This window comes from Paenibacillus sp. JNUCC-31 (assembly GCF_014844075.1).
GTDB lineage: Bacteria > Bacillota > Bacilli > Paenibacillales > Paenibacillaceae > Paenibacillus.
Map to the genome: position 1 here is coordinate 553352 of NZ_CP062165.1, position 20731 is coordinate 574082.

At 46.5% G+C, this 20731-nt stretch carries 18 protein-coding genes; 7 read left to right on the forward strand and 11 right to left on the reverse strand.

What is annotated here, in order from left to right; translation table 11 throughout:
* Positions 1-14 precede the first annotated feature (14 nt).
* Entirely contained in the window at positions 15-1022 is a 1008-nt protein-coding gene (gene moaA / locus JNUCC31_RS02225) for a GTP 3',8-cyclase MoaA (RefSeq protein ID WP_416234361.1), read from the reverse strand.
* Positions 1023-1335: 313 nt separating this feature from the next.
* Between moaA and JNUCC31_RS02230 the strand changes: the two genes are divergently transcribed.
* The 5 genes from JNUCC31_RS02230 to JNUCC31_RS02250 are packed head-to-tail and all read left to right on the forward strand — an operon-like array spanning position 1336 to position 4134.
* Complete coding sequence (locus tag JNUCC31_RS02230; RefSeq protein WP_192268168.1) at positions 1336-1569, forward strand: DUF2249 domain-containing protein; 234 nt, start codon at positions 1336-1338, stop codon at positions 1567-1569.
* 17 nt (positions 1570-1586) lie between these two features.
* Positions 1587-1961, forward strand: a complete 375-nt coding sequence (locus JNUCC31_RS02235) for a hypothetical protein (protein ID WP_192268170.1) — start codon at positions 1587-1589, stop codon at positions 1959-1961.
* The gene (locus JNUCC31_RS02240; protein WP_192268176.1) at positions 1948-2553 is read left to right on the forward strand and encodes a DUF2249 domain-containing protein; all 606 of its coding nucleotides are present in this window, start codon (positions 1948-1950) and stop codon (positions 2551-2553) included. The genes JNUCC31_RS02235 and JNUCC31_RS02240 overlap by 14 nt, the downstream gene beginning before the upstream one ends.
* Positions 2554-2566: 13 nt before the next feature.
* Positions 2567-3799: a hypothetical protein gene (locus JNUCC31_RS02245; RefSeq protein WP_192268178.1), complete on the forward strand. Its 1233-nt coding sequence runs from the start codon at positions 2567-2569 to the stop codon at positions 3797-3799.
* Positions 3800-3834: 35 nt separating this feature from the next.
* Complete coding sequence (locus tag JNUCC31_RS02250) at positions 3835-4134, forward strand: metal-sulfur cluster assembly factor (RefSeq protein WP_192272668.1); 300 nt, start codon at positions 3835-3837, stop codon at positions 4132-4134.
* 127 nt (positions 4135-4261) lie between these two features.
* Here the strand turns inward: JNUCC31_RS02250 and JNUCC31_RS02255 are convergent, their stop codons facing one another.
* From JNUCC31_RS02255 to JNUCC31_RS02300, 10 genes are all read right to left on the reverse strand, one after another.
* Entirely contained in the window at positions 4262-4606 is a 345-nt protein-coding gene (locus JNUCC31_RS02255) for a cupin domain-containing protein (RefSeq protein WP_228469456.1), read from the reverse strand.
* Between the two features lie 97 nt (positions 4607-4703).
* Entirely contained in the window at positions 4704-6662 is a 1959-nt protein-coding gene (locus JNUCC31_RS02260) for an ABC transporter permease (protein WP_192268180.1), read from the reverse strand.
* Positions 6637-7407 (reverse strand): ABC transporter ATP-binding protein, encoded by a 771-nt coding sequence (locus JNUCC31_RS02265; protein WP_192268182.1) that lies wholly within the window; start codon positions 7405-7407, stop codon positions 6637-6639. Before JNUCC31_RS02265 ends, JNUCC31_RS02260 begins: the two co-directional genes overlap by 26 nt.
* 180 nt (positions 7408-7587) lie before the next feature.
* Positions 7588-8577 carry a sensor histidine kinase gene (locus JNUCC31_RS02270; protein ID WP_192268184.1) on the reverse strand — a complete coding sequence of 330 codons (990 nt, stop codon included), beginning with the start codon at positions 8575-8577 and terminating at the stop codon, positions 7588-7590.
* Positions 8574-9287 carry a response regulator transcription factor gene (locus tag JNUCC31_RS02275; protein ID WP_192268186.1) on the reverse strand — a complete coding sequence of 238 codons (714 nt, stop codon included), beginning with the start codon at positions 9285-9287 and terminating at the stop codon, positions 8574-8576. The genes JNUCC31_RS02270 and JNUCC31_RS02275 overlap by 4 nt, the downstream gene beginning before the upstream one ends.
* An 83-nt stretch (positions 9288-9370) precedes the next feature.
* On the reverse strand, positions 9371-10471 hold the full coding sequence (locus JNUCC31_RS02280; RefSeq protein WP_192268188.1) for a diacylglycerol kinase catalytic domain-containing protein: 1101 nt from the start codon (positions 10469-10471) through the stop codon (positions 9371-9373).
* Complete coding sequence (locus tag JNUCC31_RS02285) at positions 10471-11508, reverse strand: SPFH domain-containing protein (protein WP_192268190.1); 1038 nt, start codon at positions 11506-11508, stop codon at positions 10471-10473. Before JNUCC31_RS02285 ends, JNUCC31_RS02280 begins: the two co-directional genes overlap by 1 nt.
* A gap of 279 nt (positions 11509-11787) precedes the next feature.
* Entirely contained in the window at positions 11788-12804 is a 1017-nt protein-coding gene (locus JNUCC31_RS02290) for an iron-hydroxamate ABC transporter substrate-binding protein (RefSeq protein WP_192268192.1), read from the reverse strand.
* A 159-nt stretch (positions 12805-12963) separates the two neighbouring features.
* Positions 12964-17322, reverse strand: coding sequence for a glycosyl hydrolase 53 family protein (locus JNUCC31_RS02295; protein WP_192268194.1), 4359 nt, complete (start codon positions 17320-17322; stop codon positions 12964-12966).
* 312 nt (positions 17323-17634) lie between these two features.
* Positions 17635-18360: a YceI family protein gene (locus JNUCC31_RS02300; protein WP_192268196.1), complete on the reverse strand. Its 726-nt coding sequence runs from the start codon at positions 18358-18360 to the stop codon at positions 17635-17637.
* A gap of 191 nt (positions 18361-18551) precedes the next feature.
* Between JNUCC31_RS02300 and JNUCC31_RS02305 the strand changes: the two genes are divergently transcribed.
* Positions 18552-19238: a response regulator transcription factor gene (locus JNUCC31_RS02305; protein ID WP_192268198.1), complete on the forward strand. Its 687-nt coding sequence runs from the start codon at positions 18552-18554 to the stop codon at positions 19236-19238.
* Entirely contained in the window at positions 19223-20686 is a 1464-nt protein-coding gene (locus tag JNUCC31_RS02310) for a HAMP domain-containing sensor histidine kinase (RefSeq protein WP_192268200.1), read from the forward strand. The genes JNUCC31_RS02305 and JNUCC31_RS02310 overlap by 16 nt, the downstream gene beginning before the upstream one ends.
* Positions 20687-20731 lie beyond the last annotated feature (45 nt).

The window sequence follows — 20731 nt, forward strand, 5'->3', positions numbered from 1 at the left end:
CTGAACTGCTGTTTCTAACCTCCGATTTGCGACATATGTCGCACCGTCGGAACGCCCTCGATCAGCTGCCCGTTCAAAGCTTTGACCATCTCATGTGTCTCGGGTTTAGCACCGAGAGCCTTGTAAAACAGAGCCTGAACCGCCTTCTCATCACCTATTAGGGGGCGAACATTGAATTCATCCGACCAGTAGAGACATGGTTTGATATTGCCGTCTGCCGTTAGTCTTAACCGATTGCAGTTTCCACAAAAGTGACTGCTCACCGGATGAATCAGACCAAAGGTTCCAGCCGCTCCCCGTATGCGGTAACTATCTGCCGGACCGTTACCATAGATCTCTGCGCAGCTTTCGTACTCCCATAGGGCTCCGCACGTTTCCAGAACATGTTCGAGAGGCATATACCCCGATTTCCAGATTTCTCCACTTTCACCTATGGGCATGTATTCAATAAAACGAATATGGATCGGTTCTTCCCGGGTCATCTGCAGAAAATCTTGCACCTCATCCTCATTCACACCCTTCATCAGCACCACGTTCAGCTTGATTGGATGAAATCCGGCTTTTTGACTGGCTCTAATGCCTTCAAGCACACGTTGTAATTTCCCGCCCCTTGTAATGCTGGCGAAACGATCAGGCTTTAAAGAATCCAGGCTAATGTTGACTCGGGTCAGCCCAGCAGCTTTGAGCAAATCCGCATAAGCTGCCAAGTAGATACCATTCGTTGTCAGTGCAATATCCTCAATTCCTGGAATAGCGGATAACATCGCAATCAGTTGGTCCAGTCCCTTGCGAACAAGAGGCTCCCCTCCGGTCAAACGCAATTTCCGAATGCCCAGTGGAGCAAGCGTCTTAACGATAGACGTGATTTCTTCATAGGACAGGATTCGTTCTGTCGGTTCAAACTGCATTCCTTCCTCTGGCATGCAATACACACAGCGGAGATTACAGCGATCCGTAACCGAAATTCTTAAATAATCATGCACTCTTCCAAACGGGTCCATTAATATTGATTCCAAACACATACCTCCCTTCTCTAGGGTGCTGTCTTAACATCAGCCGAAGGAGAAACCTGCTTTCTCTCATCCAGTGTCATCTTGACGCTAAATATAAGGATGTCTCGCTCGCCGAACTGTGCAAAATATCACAAGAAGTGAAACATAGCACACAGTTGCACATTTATATATGCTCCGCAACCCTTTTCCAAACAGGATTTTCCTATAAATAAGTCAAGATTATGACAAACGAAAATATGTGAGCAGGCTCACACAGACCCCTCATTGCGTTATCTATAATCAAATTGCAACACCACAACATCCCAATTAGGAGGAACGACCTATGAACACATATGCAGCTACCATCAATGCCACGGAGTATCCACCACACCTGAAGCATAAAATCATTTTCGAAACCTTTGATCAGTTGAAACCCCAGGAAGCCATGCTGCTCATCAATGATCACGATCCGAAACCTTTGAGATTCCAGTTCCAATCCACACACCCTGAGGGCTTTGAGTGGGAGTATGTTGAACAGGGTCCTACAACGTTTCAGGTCAAAATCAGCAAATTATAGATTGGGGCTGAGCCGTTATGCCACACGTTGAAATCATTGATGATACTACGCTTCGCATTATGCTTGGGCTGGAAGATGCAATCGCCATGGTGCAAATGGCACATCGTGAGCAGGTGAAGTATGCACAGGAAATCATCACAATTTATGAGAAAATGCCACTGTTTGAATATACTCATTTCTGCTTCTATGCCTATGACAGTGCAGGACTTTTTGAGCATATGCTTGGAACGGACCCCAAAGCATATTTGTCCTTTTCGCTTGATGCACCGGATTCATTCTTTTATGCCCTGTACGGTGGAATGGCTGCCCTGTATGAATCGTCTCTAAAATTGGTGCAGCAGGCTGATGTAGTAGGAACAGGATCGGATGTGAACGCACATGTCTCCATCTGATGTTCATATGGTTGAATTGGATGTGCGTCCTCATCTGAGTAAAAAGCTGGAGCCATTTCAGTTGATCATGGATACGGTGAAAGGGCTACGAACCGAGGATGTGTTTGTACTTCATACTCCATTCAAACCGACGCCCCTGCTCGGTATTCTCAAATTGAAAGGGTACTCCAATTCATCTGAAAGAAAGAGTTCAGATCACTGGGTCACCACATTTATTCACAAAAGAAATATGAACAGTGCAAAAGCATTATCTGAAATGGCTTTATCGGGTTCAGAGGCTGATTCAGAACCCGATTCAGACGAAGAATCAGCTTCATGCGCGGGACATCCGGAGGCGAATGTTGTTGCGGTTAGAGGGAATGAATGCCTCGAAGCTCCAACTGTTGAGCTGGATAACCGGGGATTGCAGCCTCCACAACCGATGATGCGAACACTTGCCGCACTGGAGCGCTGCAAGCCTGGAGATATCGTTGTGATTCACAACGATCGAGTCCCTGTATTTTTGATAGAGGAGCTGAACAATTTGGGCTGTCCTTATATGATTGAGGATCAAGCCGATGGTACGGCCAAAGTGAGAATTGAAAAAGGGTAAGGAGGCGAAAGCCATGTCCAGGTTGCCGTTTCTTTTTATCATCACGGGCATCTTTGGATTTGTAATGTATCACGCCTTCTCCCTGCTCTCGCTGACAGGCTGGCTTGGTGATGAATTAAGAGGACCCGAAGGCTGGTTTCATGCCCATCTGTTTGTGCTCGGGTGGGCAACCATGCTGGCCATGGGTGCCGCTTATCAGCTGATACATGTTATTTTGCAATCCAATATTTACAGTCTGTTTCTCGGTTATTGTCATTACGTCTTGTTCACAATCGGAATTACGGGCATGTTATATGGCTTCATTCGAGGAGATGTTAGCTGGATTGCGGGTTCTGCCACACTGGCGCTCTCAGGCATTCTGTTGTTTGCATGGAATATGACCGTTACCCTCTTCCGAGCTTCACAGTGGAATCCGGTGACGATTAGCGCCGCCTGCGCCTGCCTTTATCTGGTACTCACCGGGCTATCCGGTATGCTGATGGGTCTGAATTTTGCCTTTGGTGATTGGAATGGCCTGCATGAACGGTTATTCGGCGCACATATCTGGATGGGAACACTCGGCTGGTTTGGCATGTTAATTACCGGGTTCAGTTACAAAATGCTGCCCATGTTCTACTTGTCCCACAATTATTCCATACGATTGCAAAAAGTGGTCTTGATCCTGTGGAATGCAGCTGTAATTACAGGTGTGGTTGCTTTTCTGACAGGAATAAAAGGTGGATTGCTCTGGTTTGCTCTATTACTTCTTACCGCAGCCGTTCTCTTCTATGTGTATCATCTGGAACAAATACAGGAGAACCGGCACAAAAGCAACCCCGGTCCAGGCATCCGCTGGTCTGTTTATGTAAGCCGTGCCTTAGCCGTATATGCTGTCGCTCTGCTGATCTACTCTGCACAAGGGATCGAACTGCTGCTCCATCCACGTGTTGTTCTACTGTCTGGATGGGTATATCTCGGGGGTTGGGTGTCACTCACCATACTTGGCTACGCCTCCAAAATCGTGCCTTTTCTGTGGTGGACCCACAAATATGGCAAGCAGGCAGGCAGACCCGGAACACCGCTGATGACCGGTATGTTGAGTGAACGGAACGTCAATTGGGGCATGCTCGCTATGGTGGCTGGAAGCCTTCTGCTTGTCAGTGGAATTCTGATTAATCTGGCAGAGGTTATGATGGTTGGAGGGACGATTTTATCTCTTGTCTCAATCGTTTATATTGCGAATATTGCTTTGGTATTCAGACGTTAATAAATATTAATAAGGTGGACTGGAGAGTGAAAAAGATGGAACAAACGACTCATTTGCTGGAATGTCTGAAGGAAGTATATGATCCTGAGCTAGGTGTTAATATTGTTGACCTGGGGCTTGTGTATGAAGTACGGGAAGAACCGGAGCGGGTATACGTACGGATGACGTTGACTACACCAGGCTGCCCTCTCCACGACACCATTGTAGGTGCTGTGAAGTGGGTATTGCAGGAGAATACGAATAAGACCGATATTGAGGTTCAGGTCGTGTGGGAGCCTCATTGGACCCCCCAACTCATGTCAAGTGAAGCCAAGGAAATGCTAGGATACTTCTAACGATGAACATGAATTATTCACGACTGCTCCTAACGTGGAAAAAGCGTACTTAAGCTCTGATCCTTTCAGAGTAAAGTACGCTTTTTGTTGTTCTTAAACAGGGTCATTCATCAGATAGGATGTGGAGTTACACATCCTGAGCGTACGAGGCATCCGGCACTTGATTCAATACTACAAACAGGCGTACTTCATGATCTCCAGTATTGTGGAATGCAAACTCAGTCTCACCGCTGCAGCAGATCACATCTTCCTGCTTCACTTCCTGTCCTTTCCCGTCCAGAATGATGGTTCCTGTACCTTCGACCACCAGCAAGATAACGTCTGTCCCCGGATGTTTGTGAACCGGAAGCTGTTGTCCTGGCAGAAAATGAAGCACAAATGTGACCCCACCTCCCTGCTGAAATAAAACACGTTTTGTAAAACGGTCTGCGTTAAACTCCCTTACTGCTTGCAAAGACGTAATACTCATCATTTTTTCCTCCTTCTATACTCTTGGAATGGATTCATCATAAAGCAAAAACACCCGGAAATCCTTGATCTAAATCAAGGATTCCGGGCGTTACGAATAATTACACCATCATTTTGCGCAGTGAAGATATATATCTCGAGCGAATAACGAAGAAATAGAAGGTTTGTGCAAGCAGAAATGCACCAAATACGGTTAATACCGGAACCGTATAATTGGTAATACCGAATTCAGTCAGAAACGGCTTAACAACAACGAGAGTTTCAACAATGGAGATCAGGATTGGGAAGAAAAAGAGAACCGCGATCTGAATCGTGGATGATCTTTTCATCTCCTGAAAACTGAGACCCATTTTGGACAGGGAATGCACCATTTTCCCATCTGCCTCCAGATCCGTGTGCAGTCTGAAATACAGAAAGCTGGCGGAAGAGATCGAGAAGATTAATCCAATGAAAACGCCCAAAAAGGTAAAGAGCGCTGTCCCCTGTCTGTATCTCTCAAAATCTCCGTATCGCGTGCTCAGATATCCAGAGTATTTATCATTTGAAGGGTTATCGTTTTGGATTGAATCCACGGACGAAAGCAATTGATCGCTAACCATGGCTTCCGAAGATTGCCGATCAGGCACAGCATGGCCCCAAGCCGGAATCTGATACAAATATTTCCCCGATATATAATTCTCTTTGACGTCATGTGTCATTGCTTTGTACTTTTCATCCGGGACCACGACAACGCCTGTGGCATAGATCAGGTTTGCAAACCTGGGCTCTATGTCTGTAGCCGTAACCTTTGCTTGCACTGTGCCAGCGTCCAGATTTAACGTCAACGTGTCTCCTTTCACATCATTGCGAAACCTGTTTCGTTCAATCTGATCCTGATTCTCATCATTACGGGAATCCACAAAAATCACTGATTCAGCATCCAATTGGTACTCCTTTTTTCCTTGGATTGCATTGAATCGATTGTAATGACTTAGCGGCATGACTGACACAGCACTCTGATCCGCATCAGCCCAGAAATATTCCAGGTAAACTTGCTGATAATCCAAGCCTGCGGCTTCAAGTCTCGAATCTATTGATGTCAGATCCAGACGATCCGATGGCTCGTATGCATTGTATTGGATTGGAAAATCATTATTTGTAAACTGTTCCCGGTTCTGCTGATCCAGTGACAAAATGACAACTGCACTCATGGAAGCAATGGCTATAACCACCGTCACCATAAACAGCATTCTTGCGTTGTCTTTGATTTTGTAACTCATTTCCGAAATCCACAGTAATCGCGTCCCATGCCATACTCGTTTACGATTACGCTTCAGGAGCCGGATGGCAAGAACGGAGAGTTGGGAGTAAAAGAAATAGGTTCCCGCAATACCTGTTACTGCGGCAATCAATATGGTCCCGCCATTCAGCTCGCTGCGCAGTGCAACGAATCCCGCTGTAAGTAATGCCAGTCCCAGAAGTGAGAAGAACCATGAAGCTTTGGGCTCCTTTTTGGGTTTGCTGGTACCTGTTAAGAGCTCCAATGCCCGCTTGTTCCCGATAAAAACCAGCGTGAAGAGCGAAATGCAGAAGAATAGCAGCAAAAAGGCTACTACCGTAATCAGAATCGCTTTGATCGGAAAATAAAAGGGCAGATCATCCATACCAATAAAACGAGTGGTTAACATCAGGAACAACTTCGACAGCAACATGCCTCCGCCAATACCGGCAATAATGGACAGGCAGCCGATCAACATGTTTTCCAGAACAACCAATTTCCGAATCTGTCCAGGTTCAGCACCAAGTATGGTCAGAATGCCAAACTCCTTGTTCCGTGATTTAAGAAAAGCACTGATGGAATACATGACAAAGAAAAATGCAAACACATACACAATAACCGATGCTACCTGCATACCTGTAGCGGTTGTTGCACCAATCGGTAATTCTTTCACATATGGATGATAGGTAAACATGGCGTAAGCGAAAAAAATCATGACCATAAACACACTACTGAGAAAAAAAGCAATATACGCTCGCCCATTCCGGCGAATGTTGTTAAACGCGAACTGAGGAAAGCTCATGCGAATTCCCTCCCCAGAACGACAATGTATCAATAATCCGCTGAAAGAACGTCTGACGGTTATCTCCCCGATGCACTTCGGCAGCGAGCTTTCCATCCTTGATAAACACAATCCGATGGCAATAACTTGCGGCGAGTGGATCATGGGTGACCAGCATAATGGTTGTTTTCTCCTGCTGGTTGATCTGTTCGAGCGATTCCATTACCGCTTGCGATGATGTCGAATCCAGCGCACCTGTCGGTTCATCAGCCAGTACAATGGATGGCATATTAATCATGGCTCTGGCGATGGCTGTACGCTGCCGTTGCCCGCCTGAAATCTCATAGACGCGTTTATCCAGAATGTGATCGATTCCAAGTTGAGCGGTGATTCGATTGAGCCTGCTCTCCATCTCTTTGAGTTTGACCTTGTCCAGCGTCAATGGGAGTACGATATTTTCAGCTACGGTCAGAGTGTCGAGCAGATTGAAATCCTGAAATACAAACCCGAGTTCCCTGCGTCGGAACATGGCCAGTTGTTTCTTTTTCATCTCAAACGGATTCATGCCATTAATCAGAACTTTGCCCGAACTTGGCTCATCAATGGTCGACACCATATTGAGCAGAGTCGTTTTCCCACTACCCGATGGCCCCATAATCCCTACAAATTCACCCTGCTTGATGGTCAGATGAATATCACTAAGGGCTTGCGTCTGCACTTTGCCCTGATACACTTTGTTTAGTGCCGATACTTGCAACATTTCCATAGGTGTTTCCCCTCCAATTGAACGATCTTGGTTTTCATACCCTTATCCTAAACGACCTCCCACAACCCTGCTATCGATTTACCTTAAACTTTCCTTACACGGCGTTTAAGGTTATGTTCCCTTCCATGCGAAATCCCCACTTCCATGAAAAAAAGCACCTCACCCATGGGCAAAGCGCCTCTATTTCCGATTCATCCAGCTGAATCTGACCAATGTTCCTTCATCCGGTTTGGAGAACAATTCAATCTGGTTACCCAAACGTGAACTAACCTCACGAACCAGATACAGTCCCATGCCTGTAGATTCATGATACTGTCTTCCCCGCTCTCCAGTGAAGTAAGGATTAAACACGCGATGAATATCTTCAGCCGATATGCCGATTCCCTGATCCTGTATATCCAATACAATTCGTTCTTCCTTTACATAGGCGGTGATTATGACTTTTTTGCCGGCTTTGCTGTCAGAGTAGTTGACGGCATTGGTCAAAATCTGGGTAAATATAAACCGCAACCATTTGGAATCACTGTATATGTGAAAATCTTCTTCCATTTGGATTACCGGAGTAATACCTTTGCGTATAAACAAACGTCGATTCTCGGCGATACTGCTCCGAACGACCTCAGATAATGACAGACGCTCCACGCGGAAATCCCCTTCGAACTGCTCCAGCCGGGAAGAATGCAGCACCATTTCAAGTCCTTTACGCAGCTTATCCAGCTCATCCTGAATACTGGCAGCTGTCCTATCCTCCACGTCTTCAAGTGTTAATTGAATAATCGAAAGCGGAGTCTTCATCTGATGTACCCAACGGTTCATGAATATAACCTGCTGTTCCTTACGAGTACGTAAATGGCCGATCGCATGCTGACGGTTACGCTCCAGTTCGTGCATTAATTGGTGGATGGCTTCAGCTACAGGAGCTGCACCAAGCGATTGTAAAGGCTCCTCTACCAGTAGTTGCGGCTGTTGGAGTGCTTGATAATAATGACGTAACTGAACATAACGTACGACCAGATACACAATCAGTACCACTGTGCTTAGCAACATGCCATAGAGAATGATTTTCAACGGCCGCTCTTCACCCGAGAGCCAATATGCACAAGGAACCATCACCATCTGCAATAAATAGAATCCGAATAAAGTAAGCTGGTCTTTCAGAAAGAGCTTCATTGCATTCCCTCCTGGAAGCGTGATTCGAGATCAAGCAATCGATAGCCCGCTCCCCGAACGGTTTCCAAAATCTCATCAGCCCCCAGATCCTTCAGCTTGCGGCGAACACGTGTAATATACACATTCAACGTATTATCATCAATAAAATGCTGATCTTCCCACATGAGTTCAAGCAGCCGTTCGCGGCCAACAACCCGACCTGCCTTGCCCATCAGTGCTTCGACCAACACGGATTCTTTTTGTGTCAGTTCCACGGAACGACCATCATACTCCAGTACATATCTCTCGGGATACAGCAGCATGGAACCATTCTTCACTTTCATTTCTTGTTGTACAGCTGCATACATCCCATATGCCCTACGCAATTGACTGCGAACCTTGGCCAGAACAACCTCATATTGAAAAGGTTTCGTAATATAATCATCCGCCCCGTGCTCCAGCGCCATGACCTGATCCATACCACTGTCACGAGCCGAAATAAACAGAATAGGACATATGGAATGTGTACGAATCTGTCTGCACCAATAATATCCATCGAACTGGGGCAAATTCACATCCATGAGCACCAGATCCGGTCCGTTTTCCACGAATTCATCCAATACATGACGGAAACCAGTTACAGTCTGCACCTGAAAACCGTTTCGAATCAGATATGCACCCAGCAATCCTGCGAGCTTGGCATCATCTTCAACCAGCAATATCGATTGCATTGTCAACCCTCTTTCCATACTTTAAACATGGCTTCTAACATCTAGTTTACCATTCTAGTCAAAAACAGTTTGGAAATAAAGGGTCAGACCACCAAACGTCCACGTTTTTCCGCCAAGCCAATGGTTGCTTCCACCCCGGAATTAAATTCAAGAAAGTCCTGTTCTACACCGTCGCTGAAAATAACTCCATCCTCTGGCATCTGTGATACGATCCGCAAAGGCTGTTTCGGATGAATCTGTCCAAACACCAGATTGGCAGCCGTCGTCCGGCTGGGAAAGGGCTCACGTACCGTAAAGTACAGATACGGTGCATCCCAACCGAATGAATTCAGATGACTTATGCCTCCATGTGAGGAAATGGTTGCAGGAGCTTTCGTTTCTAAAGCCCCTTTTTCCTGAACAACGTCAGAACTGAAATGGTTTTTGCCTCGATTGGAGAAAATCTGTCCATCTGAATGGATGAGCTGCCATGCCTCTGAGCCTACGACTCCAGCAGCGCCTGTTAACACACTTTTAAACCATCCCGTCGATCCCATTCCGGTAGATACAATTACACCACTGGAGGATTGCTGTTCTACCGAGGAGCCCAATCGAACTTCATAACGGGCGGAGACATGAGTCTTCCGGCCAATGAACAGATCGTTAACGCCATACAGATATTGCCCATCGTTCAACTCGACTTTGGCCAGGGTCACCTCTTTCAGGGAGCGCCGTTTACGAATAACATCGGGAATAATGAAGCTTAGATCCTCCACGGTAAATGGCAGCAGTACCCCATCCCATCGCATCGGATCAGGATTTACACCAATGAGCGGTTGTTCGGTTACATACTTGAGTGTATTGGCAACAAGACCATCCTGTCCGATCACAACCACAATGTCCTGTGCTCCAAAGATGAAGTTGGGTACATGCTCCCGATCAATCGTCTGAACCCGGCCCAACGGGCTCAGCTGCTGCTGGGCCTGCTGTACTGCATGATGATAACGCCTATCCTCCTCCAGGTAATCACTAAAATCTGCTCCCAGTCGTTCAATATAGAACTGGGCTTGCTGGACCGTATTATACCGTACCACCAATTCTTCCAGCCTTGTTCTTCGTTTGACCAAAATCAACTTGTATTCGGTCATTCGCTCTTCTGCAACAGGGTGTGCTGCTACTGGTTTGCTTGCTTTACCCAATCTCATCACGCACGACCTCCTTGCTCTCTTGCCTGAGGCGTCATTAATCCTTGCAGCAGATCGGGCGAGATGTTCAGCTGTCCAATCTTCCCGGCATTCTCCGCCAGTTCCTGGAACGCAAGGGCTATCAGTTTATCCGAATTCATCCCCATATTAGCCATCGCTTGCAGCACATTCGGCTCAACATTCTGTAATGAATTCATTACGGCAGCAATTTCATAGGCTTTCGCATCAGCTTCGGCATTGTGATTGGCAATCGTCAATTCAATAAGCTGTCGCTTCCGTTCCTCCATCGCTGTATTGAACTGGAGCTGCTCCTGTTCCATCTCATTCTGTTTCTGTTTCACCGAGCGCTCGGCATGCAATTGGGTTTCACGAATTTGTTGTTTCTTCGTCTCAACGGCAATTTCCGTGTTCAACTCGTTCTCCTTCACTCTGCGCTCCTGTTCAATGGAAGCATTGCGACGTACATACAGTGCCTCGTCAGCCTGTCGCAAAATGTCTTCCCTCGCTTGTGCTTCCAGAGCACGCATGGTCTCTTTATTGGGTAAAATGGCAAGGATGGACAGACTCATTAACTCTACGCCCAGTTTCTCCAGTTCTTCACTCTGAACCACTTCCCGTTTCATGCTGCTTGCCAGTCGTTCACTGGATTGAATGGCCTCCTTCAGCGGCATTTGTTCCAGGTGTTTTTTGGTTAGCACTTTGGCAATCGTGATCACACGTTGATCCAGCTTGCCAGGGTCATCGGAGATGTATCGGTTTTTACGCAAATTGTACGTGTAATTCAAGCTTTGGGTAATTTTCGTATAATCAACAATTCGATAGCTCAGTTGGCCTTGGACGGTAACCGTCTGATAATCAGCCGTGATCTCTTCGAACATGAATGGTACATCCACCGAAGATACGGGCAAAACGACCACCGAAGTGGTTGGCTCATAATAATAAAAGGACAAACCTACACCTTGACGTTGTACCTGACCATTCTTCACTTTCATTACATACTCACTGGGTTGAAACTTCACGAATCGGAATCCAAACATGGTTCATTCCCCATTTCTCAATATTATCATTATGATATTATCGAAATGATATCAAAGAAGTTCAATATTGTCAATATGACATTAACAAATCCCTTTTTCTTTTGACAGCAAAAAAAACCGCCCCAGGCCAAAGGCCCAAGACAGGTTGATTTTCTATAATAATAATCAGTAATGACTACTTATGATGGATTGGACGTTATTTTAACATTACCTGTAACATTAACATTAACATTAACATTAACATTAAGACTAACAGCAACCCCGTCGCTGCTCATTTATTTATTTGCTTTGTTCAGCACTCTTCGTGATCAGATCAACAAACAAATCAATCTGGGCTGTAATGGCAATCGGATCATACCGATAGAATGTATCAAAATCATTCTCAAAGAATCGGTGATTCTTCACCGCATCCAGACCGTTCCACACATTGGACTGTTTGAATTCCTTCAACGCCTCTCCCTTTTTCTCGGGATCGTACACGGTCATGAACATATAATCCGCTGCGTATTCAGGCAGCACTTCCAGAGATAGTTGGGCAGTTTGATTATCATTACTTACCTTGCTTGGCATTTTCAATTTCAAAGCGTTATAGACGGCTTGCCCGCCTCGGCCAGCATTATCACCAAACGTCCATAGGTCACCTTTGTCTGTCAACTCGTACAAACCAACGGTTGTATTTTCGTCCACGATGCCTTTCAGCTTCTCGCGTCCTTCAGCCGCCTTTTTCTCATACTCGGCAATGAACGTCTTCGCCTGCTCCGGTTGACCGATCAAATCACCAAACAGCTCAACGGTCTTGTAGATATCTGTCGCTGTGCCGTATGGGATATGTACGGTTGGCGCAATTTTGGACAGTTCCTCATAGTTATCATCATACATCACAACAATCAAGTCAGGCTGTAACTCCAGCGTCTTCTCCACGTTAACCGGATAACCCACATCAGAGGTGTCTTTCAGCTGTTCCTTAATGAACGGATTGTCAAAAGCACTTGGCTCCACACCGACCAAATCCCCGCCTACAGACAGGATTTCGCCACCATAGTAATCGGTCACAATACGCTTGGGATGTGCAGGAATGGTGATAGTTCCTTTGTCCGTCTCATAGTCGCGTGTTTCACTTTCCGTTGATTTATTCTGAACTGAATCGGTTCCATTGGATTCCTGATTCTCTGTCGTCTGTCCTCGCTCGCTTCCCGTATCATCCATTGCCTTTTCTGCATTTCCGCAACCCGCTAGAACAAGCGCAAACACAATGAATAATGTGTAAATGGACAGCATCGATTTGGATTTAAACATAAATATGATAGCCCCCTATAATTCAACGCTTTTTATGATAATGGTAATCATTATCAATTAGATCATAGCAGAATTGGTCTCTATCTGTCTACCATTTAGATGAATAAACAAACATAGGGATCGAGCCAGAAAGGCCCGATCCCTATCTCATGTATACACTTAGAATGAATAGATCTGCTCCATCATTCTGGCTACAGCGACTGCTCCCTGTGCACGGTTAGCATTCTGTTTCGGCGCAAAGTTGCCATCAGCCATCCCGTTTAACATGCCCTGTTCTTGCATCAAGGCAACAGCTTGTTTTGCATATTCGGATATCTCTGCATTATCCTTAAATCCGGTACTGCTGGATGTACTTATGGTTGAACGTTCATTCTTCGTCATAACCTGTATTGCACGGTTTAACATCACCGCCATGTCCTCACGGGTAATACGTTCATTAGCTGCGAACGATCCGTCTGCTCTACCTTGCACGATTCCCATCTCCAGACCAAGGCGTACGGAATCTGAATACCATTGATCACTCTTCACATCCGCTAGGGCTGAAGTGGATGTATCCGGCAAACGTGATTCGCCAATACCCTTAATAATCATTTGTAGAAATTGTGCTCTTGTCAGCTCTCCCGCGGGATTGAATCGAGTATCCGTCATGCCTGTAATGATTCCTTTGCCATACAGATTCTGAACCTCTTTCATGGCCCAGGAGAAGGATTGCAAGTCATTCAAGGGAACCTGCACTTCAGTAATCACGAAATGGCCTGATTGAAGCGGCTTAAATGCCAAACTTTTAGTCGTTTCATTATATTGAGTAAAAGTTACTGGCATCATTTCACCATTTGGCAAAAGGGATTGAATAACCAGCACAACGTCTTCTGCATTTGAATTTTGAACATTCGACATCGCGATTTCAACGGATCTGTCTGTCCACTGTAACGGCTGCCCGTTTAACAACAGATTCACGCTGACCACGTTGTGGTTACCGATGGTTTTCTTTTGCGCTTCAGACAGATTCGCTGTGGAGTCTTCGGCCAGAATGACATCCATTGTAGCCTCATCTTCGCTACGAGCATCCTTCAGTAAACTTAATGGGATACGGACAGATGTCTGTTTCATGATCAGCTCCAGCGACTGTAATGCCTGAGTACGTGCCCATTCCTGAAGTTGATTTGCATTGAGCTGAAAGGTCACAGACTTTGCATCCTTAGGAATATCCGCAATCAAGGTTAGCTTTTTGCTCCCCGCTCCCATTCCACCAATCGTCTGAGACAACTTCTTCATATCAGGTTGAATCACATAGGTGTCCACTCCCGTACTTGTCCCTTTGATTGTAATGGAACCACTTTCTCCTGGATTAACGGATTCAACTGGCGGCGTTACAATAGGGTTGCCAGGATTCTGCGATGATCCAGGTGTGGAAGGCTGAGCAGGTTGGCCGGGCTGTGATGGCTGACCCGGGGTCGATTCTTGCCGCACAAGCTGACTAACCGCCATTTTCAAAGCGTTATCCGCAGCACTGATTTCCTGTGCACTTGCTTCTGCATCATTGATAAGCACGCGGGCAAACGACAATGCCTGTGCAAACACATTCCAGCTTGCGGCTGTGTATTCACTTTGACGTAGCTTCGCAGCGGAATTCACTGTAGTCTCCATGGCAGATTTGTTCGCCGGGAAAACCCCGTACGCTTCAAAATCCATAAAGCCTACCCAATCGGAACCTGCCGTTACGGTAAGACGAATATAACGCGCCTCCGTGCCTGCGGGCAGGATATGTCTTGGATTGGTGGATACAACGACATCACTTGTTGTATCCACGACTTTCACAAAGTTCTTGTTATCGTCGGATACCTCAATCTTGTATTTAATGCCACCACTCCACATGGACATTTCCAACTTGCGGATTACAGCGGTTGCTCCCAGATCCACTTGCCACCAGCTACCCACACTTTGATCGGTTCCCCATGAAGTATTGGGATTGCTGTCGATTGCACCCCCAGGCGAGTTAGCTTCTCCACCACCTGTACCTGCACTGCTTGATGCAGTAGCTGTTTTGCCTGTTGTTAATGCTTCCAGCAAAACAAGACTGTTATTCGCTTTTTGAAGTGTAGTCAGAGCCCCTTGCACTTCAGATTGTATGGCATCCTGCTTGTCTCTAACTGTGATTGCAGATAACAAAGCCGATTTTAGGTTCGCCCAGCTTCGTTGGGTAAATGACGATTCGGTCAATTGCTGCATTTCACCGATGAACTGTGTTAGCTCGGTTTTGTCCACATTGGATAAACCATGGATCGCGGCTTCCACTTGTTTTGCTGCTGTATTTACCTCTGTTTGTGTCGCCCTTTCATCCGCCATGACCTGTTCTGCATGCACTAGAGCCTTGGTCAAACGCCCCCACGTGGCAGCAGACCAGTCGGTTTGCATGTATGTCTTGGCTTCGGCGATAATCGCCTGAAGTGTGTCCCGATTCGCAGCTATAACATCCATCTGCTGCATAACCGTATTCAGCGCCAACGTCGCAGCATCCGTATCCTGCTGTGTCACACCACCAGATGTGTAAGCCAATTTGTACGTATTCTCGGCTGCCTCAATGGCTGGACCGAGTGTGTTCCAGCTTTCAGTTGTGAAATCACTGACTACGAGCGCCTGTGCGCGTGTAATGGCTGCCGACAACTCTTTCCGATCTGCGGGCAGATTGTCCAAGCCACGTTTGTACACATCCAGCGAGGGTAGAGCACGGCCTTCATAGGAGTAACCGCCATTAGCCGGATATTCGTCATAATCAAACATGGCATGATTCTCCCATGCGTCTCCCTCCGATGCAATCCAGCCTACATTAGCTGCAATCCATGCAGGCTCCCAATAGAAGAAACCGGCTCCCTTCTGATCAGGAACTTGTGAAATCATGTCCATAATGCCTGCAATCGCATCATATTGTCCCTGTACGGTTGCCGGGAAGGTCGCTCCTCCTACATTCAGCGTATCGGGATTGCCAATAATATTGCCATGGGCATCCCCGTTTTTATACGAGAACGGATAGGACGTCTCGGCGATAATAACTTCCTTTCCATATTTGGCGGATACTTCATTCATCGTTTTTCGCACATCTGCAAATGTTCCGTGCCAGAATGGATAATACGAAAGACCGATGATATCGTATTCCAGCCCCCGTTTCTCCAATTCACCGAAATACCAGTCAAAGGTATCCGCTTTGCCCCCTTCAGCCAGATGGATCATAATTTTGACCTGATCTCCTCCAGGGACTGCGCGAACACCATCCACCCCGCGCTGAAGCAAGGCAGCGTTTTCATCAAAATTGACTTTACTATTCAATCCGTTTAATACACCACTGTTGATTTCATTACCGATTTGAACCATGTCTGGCATGGCGCCCGCTTCCTTCATTTCGCCTACCACTTCACGCGTGTAATCATAGACAGCTGTCTTCAATTCTTCGAATGAGAGGTTTTCCCAAGCTTTAGGACGAAGCTGTTGACCCGGATGTGCCCATTCATCAGAATAATGGAAGTCGAGCAGAATCTTCATGCCTTTCGCCTTTACCCGCTGGGCCAGACGAATCACATCTTCCTTGTTGTTATATCCATTGGATTTCTGTGGATCATTCCACAGACGAATCCGCACGTAGTTCACGCCGCGGTCTTTCAGAATGTCGAGCAGATCGCGCTTTGCGCCATTACTTTCCAGATAATAACCGCCATGATCCTCAATAGCTGTCAACGTGGAAATATCCACACCTCTGACAAAATCACTGCGGTATCCTTCAACTGTAACTTCGGCTTCCGGTTGTACCGGCGCTCCATAGACATCACCTGTGACCGTAAATTTGCGTGCTGATGCGTACTGTGAAGGCTCAATCTCTTCCCAAGTAACCGGAACAAGGCCAGATTTCCCGTTCTGGTAATGTGCCTTAACTTCGGTAGGCAGAACAGGTACAGTACGACTTACGGTAGATACATGGACTGCATCATATTCCACGATATCTGCCGGGTTCCTTGCCTCTTTCTCTCCCCAGACTTGAAACTCGGAAATGCCAGGCCACCAGTCAGTACCCGCATAATAAGGAATCGTGACCTTTACAAACTGAACTGCGCCAGCTTGAAAATCCAGGTTGGCTATGCTCTGAGCCGTTTCATTGGACGTTTGATCCGCTACTTTTGTCCAGTTCGTGCCGTCAGCAGAAACTTCGACGAGAAACTTTACAACCTGGTTTGCATCCTTCCATGTCAATTCAGCTCCGGAGAGCTGGTATGAATCTCCCAGGTCGACCATTAACCAGTGAGGCTGGTCCACTGAGGTCGCTCTGTCCGCACTCCATTTTGTATCCCCTTTGCCGTCTACAGCGTTCTCTTTATTGCCTCCCCACTTTAGATCTTCCGCGCTAACCGTTACCGCCTTGTTCAGTGCAACGTTTGTTTTCTCTGCTGCTGCTGCCGGTCGAACGATCAGTCCCAGATCGCAGAACAACATTAATAATACGAGACAGCCGCTTATGTATTTCTTGTGCACGCTTGATCTCCCCCTTATCATGTTTGGATAAACTTGAATCCATGAGTTTGTAAATCATTATAATTGTAAGCGCTTTATGTTGATCAGGGACACGGCATTATCCCAAGTAAACAGCAGTTATTTTAACAATCGTCTGGTAATTCCTTACTCACCGTGGATCGTTTCCCATTGTTAACATAAAAAATCTGCCCCCTCTGCCAGACAGGCAGAATGGAACAGATTTAGGCGTGTAACGATGTACATAAATATTGGTTTCTCCGTCTACATCACTGGAATGTAAAACAAGTTGGATTAGTCTTATGTACTCAATTCTTACTTGCTGAGCTTCAGCTCCAACCGTACCTGGATATCATTCTCGGCCGAGAGAACAACAGAGTGCGGATTTTTCAACCCAAAATCTTCAAAGGTAACCATCGTTGTACCAGACAACAACACCTGATTATTCTCATAAGCCGCTTTCACGTCAAACGTAACCTCTTTCTCAATTCCTTTTACCGTAAGGATTCCATTCATTTTGAAGTCCACCGTCTGCCCTGCGGTCCATTCTGCTGGCACATTCTCGAAGGAAGTTGCGGTGAATGTAGCTTGAGGGTATGTGCTCGCGTCGAAGAAATCGGCCTCTTTTACATGACCATCGCGCTGACTGTTACCCGAGTCGATTCCATTCATCTGGATCTGTCCTTCCGCTTTCATTTGGGAAGGGTCTGCCACATTGATCGTCCAGTTACCACTCACCTGCTCGTCCGCAAAATTGACGGTCTCCTGAGATGTTGTTACCGAGAAATAAACTTTCGAACCTTCGCTGATGCTCCAGTCTCCATTCAGTTGCTCTGCTCCAACGGTTTCTTTGGATACTTTTGTCCCACTGCCGCTGTCCGATCCGGTTTCCGTTGTGGAAGCTGCCGTACTCACAGGAAGCACTTGCTCAATCTCAACATTATTTCCCAGATAACTGTTCGCGAAGTAGTAACCTCCGCCCCCAAGAATGACGACTGCTGCGACACCTGAAATGATCCATGTTTTTGTCTTTTTGTTCATCTCTATTCTCCTCCAATGGATAACGGTATAAGTTGGTTGTTAATCAGCATCTTAACAGTCCAATGTGTCAGGATGACGTCAAGAAATGACGTATAACGCATTTTTTTCTGAAAATAATTGCCTCATTGGCATTGTGCTCCCGCTCATGTAAAATCAGTACACAAGCTTCTGAAGTGAAAGGAGACATCTTCTTGAGATCCATACTCATCGTCGAAGATGAACAAGCTATTGCCCGCGTGCTGGCTGCCTATCTTCGAAAAGCGGGATTTGTCGTTCGTCACGCAGCGGATGGACATGCCGCCCTCACTCTATTTGATTCGGATGTCCCATCCCTGGTGTTGCTGGACGTGATGCTGCCCGGCATGGACGGTTGGGAGCTGCTGCGAATGATCCGTGAAAAAAGCGCTTGTCCTGTCATCATGCTTACCGCATTGGATGATATTCAGGATCGTCTGAACGGTCTGAATGCCGGAGCTGACGATTATATGAGCAAACCCTTTGTCCCGGAGGAAGTCGTGGCCCGGGTGAATGCCGTACTTCGCCGCAATCCGCACTGGACCGCTGGTGGTGAAGGCAAACGTTACTTTGGCAATCTGGTCATTGATCTGGCCGCCAAACAGGTGCTTTTGAACGGAGCTGAGGTTGCATTGACACCACGTGATTTGTCACTGCTCCTGTTTCTGTCCGAATACCCCAACCGCACGTTTACCCGTGAGCATCTCATTGAACAGGTATGGGGGATGGACTATGACGGAAGTGACCGGGCTGTAGATCTTTCCATCAAAAGACTGCGTCAGGCGCTTTCTCATTGGATACCGGAAACAGGAGAAATTCGGACTTTACGGGGAATGGGGTATCAATTTTGGATCGCCAACTAAAACGAAATAAACCCAAACGCAAAACATCCATTCTATCCTATTGGACGCTTCGATATTTTCTAATTCTCTGCATCGGCTTCATTATTATTGTTGCAGGTGCACTCTACTGGATCAGAATCACTTCCATTGAGAAGAGTCTCAAAACAGCTCAACTGCTAGGCTTCGAAATTGCGGAGAAGATTACTGAAAACGAGAACAAGCTGCATATTCCTCCCGATCTTGACAGACTGGTGGACAAGCGTATCAAGCTGTTCAATACAGATAACTATTTTTGCATTATGGTGCTCGACAACAATAATCAATTGATCTATTCCAGACCGAAAATGACGCAGCAAGATGTGTATTACAGGCTGTCAGATGACCTGCGCGAACCACGAAACAACAAATTTGCCGGGGTGACAGTTAACGTCACAGATGACGATCAGACGCTGGGTAAGGTGTGGGTCATGCAATCCAAAAAATCCATTACATATAATCCGGAAGCGATGCTGGTGGTATGCCTAATTTTTGGCGCATTAATTCTGTGTGGATGGTTTACAATCTACCTCCTGTCACGAAAGCTCTCCAGACCGATTCGCCAGGTCGCTCTTGCAGCGGAGCAGATTCGAAACGGCAATTATGAAGTCAATCTGAATCTGAATACACGGGAGTGGGAGATGAATGAGCTGGTTGATTCCTTCCGGGAGATGTCCATTCGTTTGCAGCAGCTGGAGGAATGGCGTGCCCTGTCCCTTGCAGGGGTATCCCATGAATTAAAAACACCCGTCACTTCCATTAAAGGACTTGTGATGGCCGTTCGGGATGATATCGTCAGTCCGCAGGAAGGAAAGGAATTTCTGGATATTGCACTAAAAGAATCTGAACGTATGGAACGTATGGTCGCTGATCTGCTTGATTACAATGCAATGAGTGCTGGCAATGTTGGTGTGCGTCAGGAGCGCATTGATCTGAATCTGTTGGTGGGTGAAATTATCTATCAGTGGAAAATTGCATATGAGAACAAGTCTCCCGAGATTGAACTGCTAATCCCTTCGAGTACACTCTATGCCATTGGTGATGCGCTTCGGATTCAGCAAATCATTGTTAATCTGCTAAATAACGGTCTACAGGCGACAGCTTCCGATCAAGCTACGGTCTTTCATATCCGTTTGCGGGCCGAGGAAGACAAGCTGTTCATTGACGTTCAGGACAACGGTACAGGGATTATCATGGAAGATCAGCCCAAAGTCTTTGAACGCTTCTATCGCGGTGAGATCAAGAAACGTCATACTCGCGGACTCGGCCTCGGTCTGACCTACAGCAGCTTGCTGGCTCGTGCTCAAGGCGGGGAATTGTTACTGACCTCCAGCAGCCCTGAAGGCAGTCTCTTCACCTTATCGCTGCCGCGTTGGTCTGCCCCGGATAAACCTGGGAAAGAGTCATCTTACCGGGCGACTGCTAATGCTTAATACAACATGCTGAATTACCAAATAGCCCGGTTTCCTTTGAAGGAA

Coding starts and splice junctions, on each gene's coding strand:
- moaA (WP_416234361.1), bottom strand. CDS start 1,022: ATGTGTTTGGAATCAATATTAATGGACCCGTTTGGAAGAGTGCATGAT.
- JNUCC31_RS02230 (WP_192268168.1), top strand. CDS start 1,336: ATGAACACATATGCAGCTACCATCAATGCCACGGAGTATCCACCACAC.
- JNUCC31_RS02235 (WP_192268170.1), top strand. CDS start 1,587: ATGCCACACGTTGAAATCATTGATGATACTACGCTTCGCATTATGCTT.
- JNUCC31_RS02240 (WP_192268176.1), top strand. CDS start 1,948: ATGTCTCCATCTGATGTTCATATGGTTGAATTGGATGTGCGTCCTCAT.
- JNUCC31_RS02245 (WP_192268178.1), top strand. CDS start 2,567: ATGTCCAGGTTGCCGTTTCTTTTTATCATCACGGGCATCTTTGGATTT.
- JNUCC31_RS02250 (WP_192272668.1), top strand. CDS start 3,835: ATGGAACAAACGACTCATTTGCTGGAATGTCTGAAGGAAGTATATGAT.
- JNUCC31_RS02255 (WP_228469456.1), bottom strand. CDS start 4,606: ATGATGAGTATTACGTCTTTGCAAGCAGTAAGGGAGTTTAACGCAGAC.
- JNUCC31_RS02260 (WP_192268180.1), bottom strand. CDS start 6,662: ATGAGCTTTCCTCAGTTCGCGTTTAACAACATTCGCCGGAATGGGCGA.
- JNUCC31_RS02265 (WP_192268182.1), bottom strand. CDS start 7,407: ATGGAAATGTTGCAAGTATCGGCACTAAACAAAGTGTATCAGGGCAAA.
- JNUCC31_RS02270 (WP_192268184.1), bottom strand. CDS start 8,577: ATGAAGCTCTTTCTGAAAGACCAGCTTACTTTATTCGGATTCTATTTA.
- JNUCC31_RS02275 (WP_192268186.1), bottom strand. CDS start 9,287: ATGCAATCGATATTGCTGGTTGAAGATGATGCCAAGCTCGCAGGATTG.
- JNUCC31_RS02280 (WP_192268188.1), bottom strand. CDS start 10,471: ATGAGATTGGGTAAAGCAAGCAAACCAGTAGCAGCACACCCTGTTGCA.
- JNUCC31_RS02285 (WP_192268190.1), bottom strand. CDS start 11,508: ATGTTTGGATTCCGATTCGTGAAGTTTCAACCCAGTGAGTATGTAATG.
- JNUCC31_RS02290 (WP_192268192.1), bottom strand. CDS start 12,804: ATGTTTAAATCCAAATCGATGCTGTCCATTTACACATTATTCATTGTG.
- JNUCC31_RS02300 (WP_192268196.1), bottom strand. CDS start 18,360: ATGAACAAAAAGACAAAAACATGGATCATTTCAGGTGTCGCAGCAGTC.